Annotated in this window: 10 protein-coding genes; 4 read left to right on the top strand and 6 right to left on the bottom strand. The window is 71.9% G+C overall.

Features of this window, described 5'->3' with window-relative positions:
* Positions 1-51: 51 nt before the first annotated feature.
* The gene (locus tag ACIQ6R_RS11875) at positions 52-1,689 is read right to left on the bottom strand and encodes a PucR family transcriptional regulator (protein WP_404220539.1); all 1,638 of its coding nucleotides are present in this window, start codon (positions 1,687-1,689) and stop codon (positions 52-54) included.
* A 221-nt stretch (positions 1,690-1,910) separates the two neighbouring features.
* Between ACIQ6R_RS11875 and ACIQ6R_RS11870 the strand changes: the two genes are divergently transcribed.
* From ACIQ6R_RS11870 to ACIQ6R_RS11855, 4 genes are all read left to right on the top strand, one after another.
* A complete protein-coding gene (locus tag ACIQ6R_RS11870; protein ID WP_404220537.1) occupies positions 1,911-3,179 on the top strand; it encodes an aspartate aminotransferase family protein in 1,269 nt (422 codons plus the stop codon).
* A gap of 20 nt (positions 3,180-3,199) precedes the next feature.
* On the top strand, positions 3,200-4,639 hold the full coding sequence (locus ACIQ6R_RS11865; protein WP_404220535.1) for an NAD-dependent succinate-semialdehyde dehydrogenase: 1,440 nt from the start codon (positions 3,200-3,202) through the stop codon (positions 4,637-4,639).
* A 46-nt stretch (positions 4,640-4,685) separates the two neighbouring features.
* The gene (gene argG, locus ACIQ6R_RS11860) at positions 4,686-6,131 is read left to right on the top strand and encodes an argininosuccinate synthase (protein ID WP_386310755.1); all 1,446 of its coding nucleotides are present in this window, start codon (positions 4,686-4,688) and stop codon (positions 6,129-6,131) included.
* Positions 6,132-6,501: 370 nt separating this feature from the next.
* Complete coding sequence (locus ACIQ6R_RS11855; RefSeq protein WP_404220533.1) at positions 6,502-9,876, top strand: CARDB domain-containing protein; 3,375 nt, start codon at positions 6,502-6,504, stop codon at positions 9,874-9,876.
* Between the two features lie 2 nt (positions 9,877-9,878).
* On the opposite strand, the gene ACIQ6R_RS11850 is transcribed toward ACIQ6R_RS11855, so the two are convergent.
* From ACIQ6R_RS11850 to ACIQ6R_RS11830, 5 genes are all read right to left on the bottom strand, one after another.
* Positions 9,879-10,529, bottom strand: coding sequence for a DUF6215 domain-containing protein (locus tag ACIQ6R_RS11850; RefSeq protein ID WP_404220530.1), 651 nt, complete (start codon positions 10,527-10,529; stop codon positions 9,879-9,881).
* A gap of 29 nt (positions 10,530-10,558) precedes the next feature.
* Positions 10,559-12,823, bottom strand: a complete 2,265-nt coding sequence (locus tag ACIQ6R_RS11845) for a hypothetical protein (protein ID WP_404220528.1) — start codon at positions 12,821-12,823, stop codon at positions 10,559-10,561.
* A gap of 95 nt (positions 12,824-12,918) precedes the next feature.
* On the bottom strand, positions 12,919-13,182 hold the full coding sequence (locus ACIQ6R_RS11840) for a hypothetical protein (RefSeq protein ID WP_404220525.1): 264 nt from the start codon (positions 13,180-13,182) through the stop codon (positions 12,919-12,921).
* 62 nt (positions 13,183-13,244) lie between these two features.
* A complete protein-coding gene (locus ACIQ6R_RS11835; protein WP_404220523.1) occupies positions 13,245-14,690 on the bottom strand; it encodes a glyceraldehyde-3-phosphate dehydrogenase in 1,446 nt (481 codons plus the stop codon).
* A gap of 139 nt (positions 14,691-14,829) precedes the next feature.
* Positions 14,830-15,435 (bottom strand): hypothetical protein, encoded by a 606-nt coding sequence (locus ACIQ6R_RS11830; protein WP_404220521.1) that lies wholly within the window; start codon positions 15,433-15,435, stop codon positions 14,830-14,832.
* Positions 15,436-15,602: the final 167 nt, after the last annotated feature.

The following is a 15,602-nucleotide window of genomic DNA, read 5'->3' as shown; positions in this document are numbered from 1 at the left end:
CTCGGTGGACCTGCTCGGCTGGGTGAACGCACGCGGAGCGCGTCGAGCGGGTCAGCGCCCCCGCAGGGCGTCAAGTGCCTGGAGCGCCACGTGCAGTTCGGTGCGCTGCTCGCCGGATTCCAGGTCGCGGCCGATCAACCGTTCGATCGTACGGAGTCGTTGGTAGACGGTCTCCCGGGACACACCGGCGGAGCGGGCGGCGACGGTCTTGTTGCCGGCGGCCTCCAGGTATCCGCGCAGGGTCGCCAGGAGGTCGGTGCCGTGGCGGGCGTCGTGGTCGAGGAGCCGGCCCAACTGCCGCTCCGCGTACTCCTGGACCCGGGTGTCGTCGCGGAGCGCGAACAGCAGGCGGCGCAGACCGATGTCGGACCGCTCGTGGAAGGAGCGGTCCGGGGGGAGCGGCTGTCCCGGCCCGGTCGCCTCGGCCACCCGGGCCGCCTCGCGGAACGAGCGGGCGACGTCGGCGAGGTCCGCGGCCGGGGAGCCGGCGCTCACGGTCGTGCCCGGGGCCGGGCCCAGCGCGGCGCGGCTCAGCCGCTCGACGGCCTGCCGCCAGGGCCGGGACGGCCGCAGCGCCAGGAGCACGCCGAGGCGGGTGGGGCCGAGGAGGCCGACGAGCGCCGGGGTCCCCCAGGCGCTGAGTTCCTCGGCGAGGCGGACCTCGGTCCTGGCGGTGTCCTCTTCCGCCGGGACGTCCACGAGTACGGCGACGAAGCGGGCGTCCTGCGTGGGCAGCCCCAGCGCCGCGACCCGGGCGCACGCGTCCGCGGGGGAGCGGTGGCGCTGCTCGGCCAGGTCGCGCAGGGCGTTGCGGTGCGCGGTGCGTTCCCAGGGCGTGGGGTGGGTGAGACGGGCGATGGTGAGGGCCATGGCGGTCCTCTCCAGCACGGTGACGTCCTCGGGGCCGAAGGCCGGGGACGCGGCCGAGTCGGACGGGCCGGGGAGCATGGCCACCCGCCCCCAGCACTCGCCCTGGTACTCCACCGGAGCCACGAGCCAGCCCTCGGGGCCGCCGAGGCCGGTGCGGTCGGCGGGCGGGACGGCCCGGGAACGCCGTTCCCAGTCGGTGAGCGCGGCCTCCGTCGTGCTGCCGGAGGGTTCGCAGACCATCGCCCGGTGGACGAGGTTCTCCAGCACGACCGTGTGCCCGCTCATCTCCGCCGCGGCGCGCAGCACGTCCTCGGGGCCCGCGCCGCGCAGGGTGAGGGCGGTGAACGCCTCGTGGACGCGCTGGGTCCGGCGCATCGCGTCCGCCTGGCTGCCGAGGATCAGCGTGTGGACGACCTGGGTCACCTCCAGGAAGTTGACGTCCTCGGCGAGGGTGACGAGGGGCAGGCCGCGGGCCCGGCAGGCGTGGACCAGGGCGTCGGGCGGCCGGTGGTAGCGGCGGACGAGTTCGATGACGAGGGCCGCGGCACCGACGGCGGCCAGTTCGTCCACGTAGCGGCGTACCCCGGCGGGGTCGTCGGGCAGTGGCATGCCGGTGGTGAGGACGAGTTCGCCGCCCTTGAGGAAGGAGGCCGGGTCCGTCAGTTCGGTGATGTGCACCCAGCGGACCGGGCGGTCGATGTGGTCCAGGCCGGTGACCACCCGCGGGTCTCCGTCGGCCAGGACCGGCAGCGCCAGCACGTCGGCCACGGTGAGCGGACGGCCTGCCGGTACCGGGGCTCTGCGCTGGTTCTCGCTCACGGTGCCTCCCTGCACCCGCCACTCTGACAATCCGTGCTGACCTGCGCAAGGGCGCCCTTGAGGCGCCCGTGGCGCGGGTGCGGGACGCGGTGGGACCGCAAGGGTTGACACAACGTCCGGATACCGCGCTCCGGCCGGACAGATCACGCGTTGTCCGGCCGCGGACCGCGGGCATGCTCGGGGCACCGCGGTACGACCGACGACCGAGCCGGGAGACGAGCATGACCGCACTGTCGCCGCACCTTCGCCAGGCCACGCCCGTGGTGGCCGTCCGGGGCGAGGGCGTCCACATCCATGGTGAGGACGGCCGCCGCTATCTGGACTTCACCGCCGGCATCGGCGTCACCAGCACCGGGCACTGCCACCCCAGGGTCGTGGCCGCCGCCCAGGAGCAGGTGGGCACGCTGATCCACGGTCAGTACACGACCGTCACGCACCCGCCGCTGCGGCGCCTCGTCGACAAGCTGGGAGAGGTGCTGCCGGCGGGGTTGGACAGCCTGTTCTTCACCAATTCCGGCAGCGAGGCGGTGGAGGCGGCGCTGCGACTGGCCCGGCAGGCCACCGGCCGCCCCAACGTCCTGGTCTGCCACGGCGGTTTCCACGGCCGGACGGTGGCCGCCGCCTCCATGACCACCTCCGGCACCCGCTTCCGGTCCGGCTTCTCACCCCTGATGAGCGGCGTGGTCGTCACCCCGTTCCCGACGGCCTACCGCTACGGCTGGGACGAGGAGACCGCCACCCGCTTCGCCCTCCGGGAGCTCGACTACACCCTCCAGACCATCTCCTCGCCCGCCGACACCGCCGCCGTCGTCGTCGAGCCGGTACTCGGCGAGGGCGGGTACGTCCCCGCGACCCGCGCCTTCTTGGAGGGCCTGCGGGAACGCGCGGACCGGCACGGCTTCCTGCTGATCCTGGACGAGGTGCAGACCGGCGTGGGCCGCACCGGCCGGTTCTGGGGCCACGAGCACTTCGGCACCACCCCCGACATCCTGGTCACCGCCAAAGGGCTGGCCAGTGGGTTCCCACTGTCCGGCATCGCCGCCTCCGAGGAGCTGATGCGCAAGGCGTGGCCGGGCTCGCAGGGCGGCACGTACGGCGCCAACGCGGTGGCGTGCGCGGCGGCCTGCGCCACCCTCGATGTCGTACGCGACGAGAAGCTCGTCGAGAACGCCGAGGCGATGGGGGCGCGGCTGCGCCAGGGGCTGGAGGCGGTGGCGGCCCGGACCCCGGCCATCGGGGACGTACGCGGGCTGGGGCTGATGCTGGGCAGCGAGTTCGTCACCGAGGACGGCGACCCGGACCCCGAGACCGCCGGCCGGGTCCAGCGAGCCGCCGTGGACGAGGGCCTGCTGTTGCTGCTCTGCGGGGCCTGGAACCAGGTGGTCCGGATGATTCCGGCGCTGGTGATCGGCGAGCCGGACGTCGACGAGGGACTCCGGGCGTGGACGGCCGCCGTCGAGGCGGGCACGTCGTCGGCGGCGGACCGGTGAACACGGCGAGGAGGGACCTGATGACCGGCACACCGACCCGGCTGTTCATCGGCGGGGCCTGGACGGACGCCGCCGACGGCGCCGTCATGCCCGTGGACGACCCCGCGACCGGCGAGATCCTCTGCCAGGTCGCCGACGCGGGCCCCAAGGACGCCCGGCTGGCCCAGGACGCGGCGCTCCAGGCGCAGGAGGAGTGGGCCCGTACGGCACCTCGGGCGCGCGGCGAGATCCTGCGCCGCGCGTACGAGATCATCCTCGGCCGCACGGACGAGCTGGCCCACCTGATGACGTCCGAGATGGGCAAGCCGCTGGCGGAGGCCAGGGGAGAGGTGGCCTACGCGGCCGAGTTCTTCCGCTGGTTCTCCGAGGAGGCCGTCCGTATCGAAGGCGGTCACGGCATCCTCCCCGACGGGCGCCACCGCATGCTGCTCTCCCGGCGCCCGGTCGGGCCCTGTCTGCTGATCACGCCGTGGAACTTCCCGCTGGCCATGGGCACCCGCAAGATCGGCCCGGCGATCGCGGCCGGCTGCACGATGGTGCTCAAGCCCGCCCCGCAGACCCCGCTCTCCAGCCTGGCCCTCGCCGCGATCCTCAAGGAGGCGGGACTGCCGGACGGCGTGCTGAACGTCGTCACCACCTCCCGGGCGGGGGAGGTGTGCGAACCGCTCCTGCGCGGCGGACGGATCCGCAAGCTGTCCTTCACCGGCTCCACGCAGGTCGGCCGACTCCTGCTCGCCCAGTGCGCCGACACGGTCGTGCGCGCCTCGATGGAGCTGGGCGGCAACGCGCCGTTCATCGTCCTCGACGACGCCGACCTGGACGTGGCCGTGGACGGCGCGATGATCGCCAAGATGCGCAACATGGGCGAGGCGTGCACCGCCGCGAACCGCTTCTTCGTCCACCGCTCGGTGGCCGAGGAGTTCGCGCGGCGCCTCGCCCTGCGGATGGAGGCGCTGGTCGTGGGCCCCGGCACCCGGGACGGCGTGGACGTCGGTCCGCTCATCGACACCGCCGGGCGGGCCAAGGTCGAGGACCTGGTCTCCGACGCGGTGGAGCGCGGCGCGCGGGTCCTCTGCGGCGGCCGTACGCCCGAGGGCCCCGGCTGCTTCTACCCGCCCACGGTGCTCACCGACGTCAGTCCGGACAGCCGCCTCATGGGTACGGAGATCTTCGGCCCCGTCGCGGCGATCCTCACCTTCGACGACGAGGACGAGGTGGTGCGCCGCGCCAACGACACCCCCTGGGGGCTCGTCGGCTACGTCTTCACCGAGGGGCTCGACCGCGCGCTGCGCGTCAGCGAACGCCTGGAGGTCGGCATGGTCGGCCTCAACACCGGGCTCGTCTCCAACCCGGCCGCGCCCTTCGGCGGCGTCAAGCAGTCCGGGCTCGGCCGGGAGGGCGGCACGGTGGGGATCGAGGAGTTCCTGGAGTACCAGTACGTCGCGATGCCGGCCCGGTGACCACCCACGCTTTGCATGGCCATGCGTTGTCATGCATACTCTTCCTATGTCCAAGGTCCTCACCTCCCTTCCCACCGGCGAGCGCGTCGGTATCGCCTTCTCGGGCGGCCTCGACACCTCGGTCGCGGTCGCGTGGATGCGTGACAAGGGCGCCGTCCCCTGCACGTACACCGCCGACATCGGCCAGTACGACGAGCCCGACATCGCCTCGGTGCCCGACCGTGCGAAGACCTACGGCGCCGAGATCGCGCGCCTGGTCGACTGCCGCGCGGCGCTGGTCGAGGAGGGCCTGGCCGCGCTCACCTGCGGGGCGTTCCACATTCGCTCGGGCGGGCGTGCGTACTTCAACACCACGCCGCTGGGCCGTGCCGTCACCGGCACGCTCCTCGTCCGGGCGATGCTCGAGGACGACGTCCAGATCTGGGGCGACGGCTCCACGTTCAAGGGCAACGACATCGAGCGGTTCTACCGGTACGGCCTGCTCGCCAACCCGCAGCTCAGGATCTACAAGCCGTGGCTGGACGCGGACTTCGTGACCGAGCTGGGCGGCCGCAAGGAGATGTCGGAGTGGCTCCTCGCCCACGACCTCCCCTACCGTGACTCGACGGAAAAGGCGTACTCCACCGACGCCAACATCTGGGGCGCCACCCACGAGGCCAAGACGCTGGAGCACCTCGACACCGGCGTGGAGACCGTGCAGCCGATCATGGGTGTGCGGTTCTGGGACCCGTCGGTCGAGATCGCCGCCGAGGACGTCACCATCGGCTTCGACCAGGGCCGCCCGGTGACGGTCAACGGCAAGGAGTTCGCCTCCCCGGTCGACCTGGTGATGGAGGCCAACGCCATCGGCGGCCGGCACGGCATGGGCATGTCCGACCAGATCGAGAACCGGATCATCGAGGCCAAGAGCCGCGGCATCTACGAGGCGCCCGGCATGGCCCTGCTGCACGCGGCCTACGAGCGCCTCGTCAACGCCATCCACAACGAGGACACCCTCGCCCAGTACCACACCGAGGGACGGCGGCTCGGCCGGCTCATGTACGAGGGCCGCTGGCTGGACCCGCAGTCGCTGATGATCCGCGAGTCGCTCCAGCGCTGGGTCGGCTCGGCGGTCACCGGTGAGGTCACGCTGCGGCTGCGGCGCGGTGAGGACTACTCGATCCTCGACACCACCGGCCCGGCGTTCAGCTACCACCCGGACAAGCTGTCGATGGAGCGCACCGAGGACTCCGCGTTCGGCCCGGTGGACCGGATCGGCCAGCTCACCATGCGCAACCTCGACATCGCCGACTCCCGCGCCAAGCTGGAGCAGTACGCCGGGCTCGGCCTGATCGGCACCGCCAACCCCGCCATCGGTGCCGCCCAGGCCGCCTCGACCGGGCTGATCGGCGCCATGCCGGAGGGCGGCGCGCAGGCCATCGCCTCCCGCGGCGAGGTCTCCGGCGACGACGAACTGCTGGACCGCGCCGCCATGGAGTTCGGCACGGACTGACCCGTCCCCCCGGGACCCTCTCACCGGCAAGGGCCGGCTCGACGCCTACGGGCGTAGAGCCGGCCCTTCTGTTTCTCGTCCCCGTGCATGACTTGCGGGCACGATGAGGTTCGAACGGCATCCTCTCGCCTCGACAGTGACTAACCACCAGTTCAGCGTGAACGCAAGGAGGCCGCAAGTGACGCAAGCTGCTTACGTGCCAAATCCCGCCCCCACGAGGACCGTTGACAAACAGATGACGCGCTAGAAACCTGATGACGCACTTTCCGCAAAGAATCGACTGTACTGCTCAATTGGCGCGCATGGTCGGTGCTTCCCCTCCCCGCCGACCGGCCGCGCTCCCCGACTCCCCACGGAACAGAGGACCCCCATGAGATGGAGACCCCTCGGCCGACGGCCGCTGACGGGCGCCGTCGTGGCCGGGCTGATGACGGCCGGGCTGCTCCCGCTGTCCTTCGCGCACGCCGCGACGGCCGCCGCCGACGTCAACCTCGCCCTCGGCCGTCCGGCCACGGCGGGCGGCTCGCACGGCGCGTACCCGGCCGGCAACACCACCGACGGCACCCAGGCGTCCTACTGGGAGGGCCCGGCCGGCTCCTTCCCCCAGTGGGTGCAGGTCGACCTCGGCCAGGCCCGCACCGTCGAACGGGTGGTCCTCAAACTGCCCGCAGGCTGGGAGAGCCGCAGCCAGACCCTCTCCCTCCAGGGCAGCACCGACGGCTCCGCCTTCCGCGCGCTCGCCGGCTCGGCCGCACGGGCGTTCAGCCCGGACCGGGCCAACACCGTCGCCGTCGACCTCGCCTCCCCCTCCGACACGCGCTACGTCCGCGTCCACGTCACCGGCAACACCGGCTGGAACGCCGCACAGCTCTCCGAACTGGAGGTCTACGGCGAGGAAGTGGTCACCGAGCCGCCCCCCGCCGGCACCAACCTGGCCCGCGGCAAGCCCGTCGAGGCCACCTCGTCGACGCACTCCTACGTCGCGGCCAACGCCACCGACGACTCCACCTCCACCTACTGGGAAGCGGCCGGCCACCCCGCCGACCTCACCGTGAAGCTCGGTGCCGACGCGGACATCAGCGCCGCGGTCGTCAAGCTCGACCCGGACCCCGTCTGGGCCGCCCGCACCCAGAGCATCCAGGTACTCGGCCGTGAGCAGGGCCGGAGCGACTTCACCTCGCTGCGCGCCCGCGCCGACTACTCCTTCAGTCCGGGCAAGGACAACACGGTGACCATCCCGGTCGCCGGCCGCGTGTCCGACGTACGGCTCAGGTTCTTCTCCAACACCGGCGCGCCCGGCGGCCAGGTCGCCGAGTTCCAGGTCGTCGGCACCGCCGCGCCCGCGCCCGACCTGACCGTCACCGGCCTCGACTGGTCACCCGCGGATCCCTCCGAACGTGACGAGGTCACCGTGCACGCCACGGTCCGCAACGCCGGCACCGCGCGTTCGGCCGCGACGACCGCCGAGGTCTCCGTGGAGGGAACGGCCGCCGGCAGCGCCGAGGTACCCGCCCTCGACCCCGGCGAGTCCGCCGAGGTCGCCGTCTCCACCGGCACCCACGCGGCCGGCAGCTACGCGGTCGCCGCCGCGGTGGACCCGCGTGACACGGTCGCCGAACTGGACGACTCCAACAACAGCCGCTCCGCCACCGACCGGCTCGTCGTCGACCGGGCACCCGGCCCCGACCTGGAGGTGCGCTCCATCACCAGCGACCCGGCCGCCCCGGCCGTGGGCGCGAAGGTCTCCTTCACCGTCGCCGTGCACAACCGCGGCACGAGCGCCGTCGAGGCCGGCTCGGTGACCCGGCTCCAGGCCGGCACCACCACCCTGAACGGCACGACCGGCGCGGTGGCGGCCGGTGCCACGGTGAACGTGCCGATCAGCGGCACCTGGACGGCGACCGGAGGCGGCGTCACCCTCTCCGCCACCGCCGACGCGACCGGCGTCGTCACCGAGACCAACGAGAACAACAACGTGCTCGCCAAGTCCCTGGTCGTCGGACGCGGCGCCGCCGTGCCGTACACCGAGTACGAGGCGGAGGACGGCCGTCACAACGGAACCCTGCTCACCACCGACGCCAAACGCACCTTCGGCCACACCAACTTCGGCACCGAGTCCTCGGGCCGCGAGTCCGTCCGGCTCGACGCCACCGGCGAGTACGTCGAGTTCACCTCCACCACGCCCACCAACTCCATCGTGGTCCGCAACTCCGTCCCGGACGCCCCGGGCGGCGGGGGAACGAACGCCACGATCAGCCTCTACGCCGACGGCACCTTCGTGCAGAAGCTGAACCTGTCGTCCAAGCACAGCTGGCTGTACGGCGACACCGACGACCCCGAGGGCCTCACCAACCGGCCCGGCGGCGACGCGCGGCGCCTGTTCGACGAGTCCCACGCGCTGCTGTCCAGGACCTTCCCGCAGGGGACCGAGTTCCGTCTCCAGCGCGACGCCAGTGACTCGGCCGCCTTCCACGTCATCGACCTGATCGACCTGGAGCAGGTCGCCCCGCCCGCGGCCAAGCCCGCCGACTGCACCTCCATCACCGAGTACGGGGCCGTCCCCGGCGACGGGCTCGACGACACCGACGCCATCCAGCGCGCCGTCACCGCCGACCAGAACGGCCAGATCGCCTGCGTGTGGATCCCGGCCGGGCAGTGGCGCCAGGAGCAGAAGATCCTCACCGACGACCCGCAGAACCGCGGCCAGTACAACCAGGTCGGCATCCGCGACGTCACCATCCGCGGCGCGGGCATGTGGCACTCCCAGCTCCACACCCTGACCCCGCCGCACGAGGCCGGCGGCATCAACCACCCGCACGAGGGCAACTTCGGCTTCGACATCGACCACAACACCCAGATCTCCGACCTCGCCATCTTCGGCTCGGGCACCATCCGCGGCGGCGACGGCAACCACGAGGGCGGCGTCGGCCTCAACGGCCGCTTCGGCAAGGGCACCAAGATCAGCAACGTGTGGATCGAGCACGCCAATGTCGGCGTCTGGGCCGGCCGCGACTACGCGAACATCCCCGAGCTGTGGGGACCCGGTGACGGCCTCCGCTTCACCGGCATGCGTATCCGCAACACCTACGCCGACGGCATCAACTTCGCCAACGGCACCCGCGACTCCACGGTGTACAACTCCTCCTTCCGCAACACCGGCGACGACTCGCTCGCGGTGTGGGCCAGCAAGTACGTGAAGGACACCGCCGTGGACGTCGGCCACGACAACCACTTCCGCAACAACACGATCCAGCTGCCGTGGCGGGCCAACGGCATCGCGGTGTACGGCGGTTACGGCAACACCATCGAGAACAACGTCATCTCCGACACGATGAACTACCCCGGCATCATGCTCGCCACCGACCACGACCCGCTGCCCTTCTCCGGGCAGACCCTCATCGCGGGCAACGCCCTGCACCGGACGGGCGGCGCGTTCTGGAACGAGGACCAGGAGTTCGGCGCCATCACCCTCTTCGCGCAGGGGCAGGACATCCCCGGCGTGACCATCCGGGACACCGAGATCCTCGACTCGACCTATGACGGCATCCAGTTCAAGACGGGAGGCGGCGCGATGCCGGACGTGAAGATATCCGACGTCCGCATCGACAAGTCGAACAACGGCTCCGGCATCCTCGCGATGGGCGGCGCCCGCGGCAGCGCCACCCTGACCGACGTCACGATCACCAACTCGGCCGAGGAGGACGTGACGATCGAACCGGGATCCCAGTTCAAGATCAACCGGTGAGATCAGCCGGCGGCCCAGCCCGGGACCGTCGGCAGCACCCGCTCGGCGACGCGCAGCACCATCGCGTCGTCGGGCGGCATGCCGTCCTCGCGCCAGACGGAGAGCTCGTAGGAGCCGCCGCTGTCCTTCGCGTCCCGGGCCACCAACAGGCTGCGGGCGATGCCGCCCGGGCCGGCGTCCGCCCGGTCGCCGCCGAAGGCAATGGCGATGGTCCGGTTCGAGTACAGGGCCGCCGCGCGTCCCAGGACCTTCCTCGCCTGCGCGGTCTCTCCCAGCAGGTCGGCCGTCCCGGCGACCGAGATATCGTCGTAGGACGCCGACAGCTTCACCGTGTAGGTCTCGAACCTGACGGTCGCCTCGGGCGCCGGAACCTTCCGGCCGTCGGCGAGTTCGGTCGGCTCGTCGTTGCCGTAGGCGTTCCGCGCCGGCTCCTCGGGCACTTCCAGCAGCGCCGGCAGGTCCGGACGGTTCAGCGCCGTACACAGCTGCATCCCGGACACGGTTTTCGACGGCGGGGCGTCGTCCGTGGCCGAGCAGGTGGCCGGCCCCCGTTTCCCGGAGCTTGGCGCGTCGGCCCGCGCGATGGTCCACATGCCGCCCGCCAGCACACCGACCACCACCACCGCGGTGATCGCCTGAGCCGCCGCGCTCATGCCCTTCTCAGGTCTCGCGGAATCGTCCGTCATGTCCCCTGCCCCCCGTCTGACGTGCGCGTTCCTTGCGCGTCGCGGAGCCTATCCGGTGATCGTCCGGCGGGGAAACGGGAATCGTCCTCCAGGCGTTCGGCGTTCAGCTCGTCGACCGCGCCGAGCGCGTCGCCGATCGTCGCGTAGTCCACCGCGATGAAGTTGACCGGTCTGCCGCGCTGCCGCTCGCACGTGTGCGCCCGTTCCAGCACCCGTTGCCGGGAGTTGACGAGCCCGGCGTCCAGCCGCAGCCCGCCGCCGGCCGTCACGAAGTGGTTGAGCAGGAACAGCCGCTTGTCGCTGCCGCCCCGGTTCGGCAGGCAGGACATCTCGTCCGGGCTGCGGAACGCGAACGGCGTCTCCATGCCGTACCGGTAGAGGTTCCGGTACCACGGCGCGGGCCCGTCGGCCTTCTCCGCGAAGACGACCAGACGCCGCCCGCTGTCGATCATCTTCCCCAGCTTCGGCCACGGCCGGTCCGGGTCCGCGTCCGGCTCGTACAGCAGGTCGGACAGCCCGGCCCGCAGGAAGGCGTTCTGGCTCGCCACGGAGTCGGCGCCGTCCTGCAGGATCAGGGTGACGACCTCCGTGGGGTTGGCGCGCAGCCAGTCGCCGATCTGCCGCAGTGTGGGCGTCAGTTCGAGAGCCCCGGCGCCGCACACCGAGTGGCACAGCCACAGACCGGGATGGGGCGGGTTCACCCGCTCCAGGATCCCGGTGAGCCGGCGGCGCAGCGCCGGGGAGAAGTCCGAGGTGCTCAGTCGGTCCGCCACCTCCTCGGGCCGCTCCCAGCGGTGGGTGTCGAGGAGCAGGACGCGCACCCCGGCGTTGAGCTGGCCGACGACGTCCGGGTCCTGGAGGGGGCCGATGAACCGGTCCGCCGTCGTGGCCATCGCGTTGTGCGACGCGAGCTGGGCGATCTCGTCGTAGCGGGCGTCGCACAGCTCGGCGCTGCCCTGGCAGATGCGCGGTGAGGTGCCGGTGATCGCCACCGGTGCCAGCATCGTGCCCACCAGCGCGCACGCCGTGACGGCGAAGGTCAGGGTGGGGCCGTGCCGCGGATCGGTGAGGACCGGCACGCCGGGCCTGGTCTGCCAGACCCAGCCGACGGTGATCAGCAGGGCGCCGGCGGCGAGCAGGATCACCGCGACGACGATGGCGGTGGTCAGGAGCTGGTCGACAGCGGTGGCCTGGATGTCACCGAGGAGATCCGACGCCGCCGGCGGCCACGACGACGGGGCGTCGAACAGCGCGTCCCCCAGTGTGAGACGCAGGAGGAGCACCGACAGCGCCAACAGCGAGGCGGCGGCGGCCGGCACCCAGCCGAGCGGCATCAGCCGGCGCTTGGCGGGGGAGGGCGTGGAGAACCACAGCAGGGTGAGCGCGGCGGCGCAGAGCACGGCCGCCGCCGGTTCCACCACCTCCTGGAAGAGGCGGGTGACGGAACGCGCGCGGTCCATCGGAGCCAGCGCCTCGTGCGAGGGGTCGAGATCGACGGTGATGACCCAGGCGCCCCTGCCGGCGTCCCGCAGCAGCTCCGCGGCGGCCGCCCGGACCTGGTCCGTCAGCGCGACCGGCGCGAGCGCGGCCAGCGCCGCGGTCACGTCACCCCGGTCCAGCGCCGTCTGTACCGTGGGTCGGGTGACGGCGCGCGCGTCCGACGGCACCAGGCGCATCAGCGCGTCCGTGGCCGCGACCGCCTGGCCGTGGGAGAGCGGCAGCGACGGCAGGCCCTCCAGCGGCGCCTCGCCGGCCACCACCTGCGCCACCAGTTCGGACAGGCGCTGCACGAAGGCCTGGAAGTCCGGTTCGGACCGTTGCTGCAGGGCGGCGACGGCATCACCGAAGTAGGCGCGGCTGAGCCGTTCGACGTTCGCGACGACGGGCTCGAGGTCCACCGTGATCCGGACCCCGTCGCGGTCCCCCTCCAGGTAGTGGATCACCTCGGCGATCTGCCGGTCGCCCATGGCCCGCAGCGTCTCCGGAGGAATCACGACCTTGAGGTTCGAGGTGATGGTCGACTGCGGAACGGGCAGCCGGTGCAGCAGTTCCCTGGCCAGTGGCGTACTGCCCGGGTCGACCAGCACCTCGTCGTAGAACCGCTGGTAGGCCCGCTCGTCCTCCAGCACCTGGCCGTAGAACTCCGGATCGAGCACGGTGCTGCGCACGACCGCGGCCGCGGCCAGGACGGTCAGGCTCAGCACCGCGACGCACCAGACCAGCACCTCGACCCAGGGCGAGCGCCGAACCAGTGCGTCCATGGCCCCATTCTCGTTCCGGCCGAGCGTCGTGCGACACGGCGTCCGAGCGGAGAACGCCATCACACTCATGCCCCGGCCCGGTCGGCCGATGCCGGTCAGTCTCCGCTCGGGGCCGCCTCCACGGCGACCTCCCGCTGGGGGCGCACGCGGTGCCGGCGATGCCCGCCGGGACCGACCGTCGTCGCCGGGAAGGCGGTGGCGCACGCGTCGTCCGCGGGCGCCGGGTGGTGGCAGGCGAAGAGGCGGTCCCGCCCGGCGTCGCGGTCGGTGGCGGGCGGCGGGGCCGTGGCGCACAGCCCGGTCGCGGAGGCACAGCGGGACGCCAACCGGCAGCCGGGGCGAGCGCCCTGACCCGGCACGCGCGAGGGACGGTGGGAAGCCAGGCCCCACCGCCCCTCGCGCACACCCGCTCTGCTCCGGATCAGACCGCCGGGGCCGGGTACGTCGGGTACTCCACACCCGAGACGTGCTGTACGACGCGCACGACCTGGCAGGAGTAGCCGAACTCGTTGTCGTACCAGAGGTAGAGGATCGCGTTGTCGCCCTCGACCTTGAGCGCGCCGGCGTCGACGATCGAGGCGTGGCGCGAGCCGATGAAGTCGCTGGAGACCGCGTCGGGGGCGCTGATGAAGTCGATCTGGCGCTTGAGCGGCGAGGTCAGCGACACGTCGCGCAGGTGGTCGAGGACCTCCTCGCGGGTGGCCTCGCGGGCCAGCTGGAGGTTGAGGATCGCGATCGACACGTCCGGCACGGGTACGCGGATAGAGCTGCCGGTGATCTTCGCCTTGAGGTCCGGGAGGGCCTTGGCGACGGCGGAGGCGGCACCCGTCTCGGTGATGACCATGTTCAGCGGCGCACTCCGGCCGCGGCGGTCCGACTTGTGGTAGTTGTCCAGCAGGTTCTGGTCGTTGGTGAACGAGTGGACCGTCTCCACGTGGCCGCGCAGCACGCCGTACTCGTCGGCCATCGCCTTCAGCGGCGGGACGATCGCGTTGGTGGTGCAGGACGCGCAGGACAGGATCCGCTCGTCCGGCTTGATGGTGTCGTGGTTGACGCCGTGCACGATGTTCGGGACGTCGCCCTTGCCCGGCGCGGTCAGGACGACCTTGTCGATGCCGGGGCGCAGGTGCTTCGACAGGCCCTCGCGGTCGCGCCACTTGCCGGTATTGTCGATGAGGATGGCGTTCTTGATGCCGTACGCCGTGTAGTCGACCTGCGTCGGGTCGTCGGCGTATATCACCTTGATCGCGTTGCCGTTGGCGAGGATCGTGCTGCTGTCCTCGTCGACGGTGATCGTGCCCTGGAACTGGCCGTGCACGGAGTCGCGGCGCAGCAGCGAGGCGCGCTTGACGAGATCCTGCTCCCCGCCGCCCCGGACCACGATGGCGCGCAGCCGCAGGCCGTTGCCCGAGCCGGCCTTCTCGATGAGCAGCCGGGCGACGAGCCGGCCGATGCGCCCGAAGCCGTACAGGACGACGTCGCGCCCCTCGCGCCGGTCGATCTTGTTGGCGCCCGTGGCCCCGGCGACGGCGTCGGCGGTGAACTCCTCCACCGTCAGTCCGCGGTCGTCGCTCTTGTAGGTCGCGGCGAGCATGCCGATGTCGATCTGCGAGGGACCGAGGTCGAGCGTGGTGAGGGCCCGCAGGAAAGGCATCGTCTCGGTGACCGACAGCTCAGCGCCCGCGATCTGACGGGCGAAGCGGTGGGTCTTGAGGATGCTGACCACAGACTTGTTCACCAGGGAACGGCTGTGCAGCAGGATCGTGACGTCCTGCTCCCGGTGCAGCTTCCCGATCATCGGGATCATCGATTCCGCGATCTCTTCGCGGTTCTTCCAGTTGGTGAACGAGTCGTCGTTGGCAGTCACGTCTCTATCTTTCGAGCTAGGCGGCGCTCATATGCTAACCCGACCGCCCTTCTGATCGATCAAGTGGGCCCCTTGCCGATCAGATGAGTGATCAGGTGAGTGCCGGAGGGCGCTGCCCATGACCGCGGCCCGCTCGGTCTCAGCGCGTGGCACTCCACGAGTGGGCGACGTCCACCACGACGCGGCCGTCCAGCGCCAGCACCCGGAAGGGCAGCCGGGAGCGGACGCCGAGACCGATCTGTGTCTCGCCCTCGAAGCTCCCGGCGAACCTGGTGTCCCGGAAGGTGCGGTATCCGGTGAGGTCGACGTCGGGCAGGGGCCGGCCGACCCGGCCGGGATACGTGGCGGCGCCGGTCGCCGGGCGGTAGGCGGGTGCGGCGACCCGGACCTCCAGTACGGCTCCGCCGCCCACCGTGATCGGGCGGCCGGAGCCGTCCTGGTGCAGTCGGTCGACGTACCGGACGAAGTAGCCGAGGCGGCCGGCCTTCGCGCCGGGCACGTCGACGACCATCCGGTCGAAGCACGCGTGGCGTCCGGTCCTGACGTCCTCCACCGGTGTCGTCGTACCCGCGACGCGGGTCTTGTCGCGGCTGCCCCAGCCGGTGGGGCACGCCGTGGTGTGCGCGGTGTTCCGCACGGTGCTCCGTGCGTCGGTGACCGGGGCCGCGTCGGCCGCGGCCGTGGCCGTCCCCAAGGCGGTGCCCGCGAGCACGACCGCCACCCAGGCTGTTTTGCTTCGTCGCATGGTGTCCCCCGGGGTATGTGTGTTCCGGTATTGGGTGAGACGAGCCGATTGACCGAAAGGTTGCGGTGTCGCGGGACGGAAGAAGGCCGTCCGGCCCTCACGCCGGGCTCCCGCGTGGTCGGCGGTCTCGGCTCGGTTCCTTCTCCACCGGCGACTCGGGAACCTCA

This window comes from Streptomyces sp. NPDC096048 (assembly GCF_044763415.1).
GTDB lineage: Bacteria > Actinomycetota > Actinomycetes > Streptomycetales > Streptomycetaceae > Streptomyces.
This window is presented reverse-complemented; position numbering and strand designations above follow the sequence as displayed.

What these genes read in the sequence shown, in the direction of transcription:
- ACIQ6R_RS11830 (WP_404220521.1), bottom strand. Translation starts at nt 15,435, where the DNA reads ATGCGACGAAGCAAAACAGCCTGGGTGGCGGTCGTGCTCGCGGGCACC.
- argG (WP_386310755.1), top strand. Translation starts at nt 4,686, where the DNA reads ATGTCCAAGGTCCTCACCTCCCTTCCCACCGGCGAGCGCGTCGGTATC.
- ACIQ6R_RS11850 (WP_404220530.1), bottom strand. Translation starts at nt 10,529, where the DNA reads ATGAGCGCGGCGGCTCAGGCGATCACCGCGGTGGTGGTGGTCGGTGTG.
- ACIQ6R_RS11855 (WP_404220533.1), top strand. Translation starts at nt 6,502, where the DNA reads ATGAGATGGAGACCCCTCGGCCGACGGCCGCTGACGGGCGCCGTCGTG.
- ACIQ6R_RS11845 (WP_404220528.1), bottom strand. Translation starts at nt 12,823, where the DNA reads ATGGACGCACTGGTTCGGCGCTCGCCCTGGGTCGAGGTGCTGGTCTGG.
- ACIQ6R_RS11865 (WP_404220535.1), top strand. Translation starts at nt 3,200, where the DNA reads ATGACCGGCACACCGACCCGGCTGTTCATCGGCGGGGCCTGGACGGAC.
- ACIQ6R_RS11870 (WP_404220537.1), top strand. Translation starts at nt 1,911, where the DNA reads ATGACCGCACTGTCGCCGCACCTTCGCCAGGCCACGCCCGTGGTGGCC.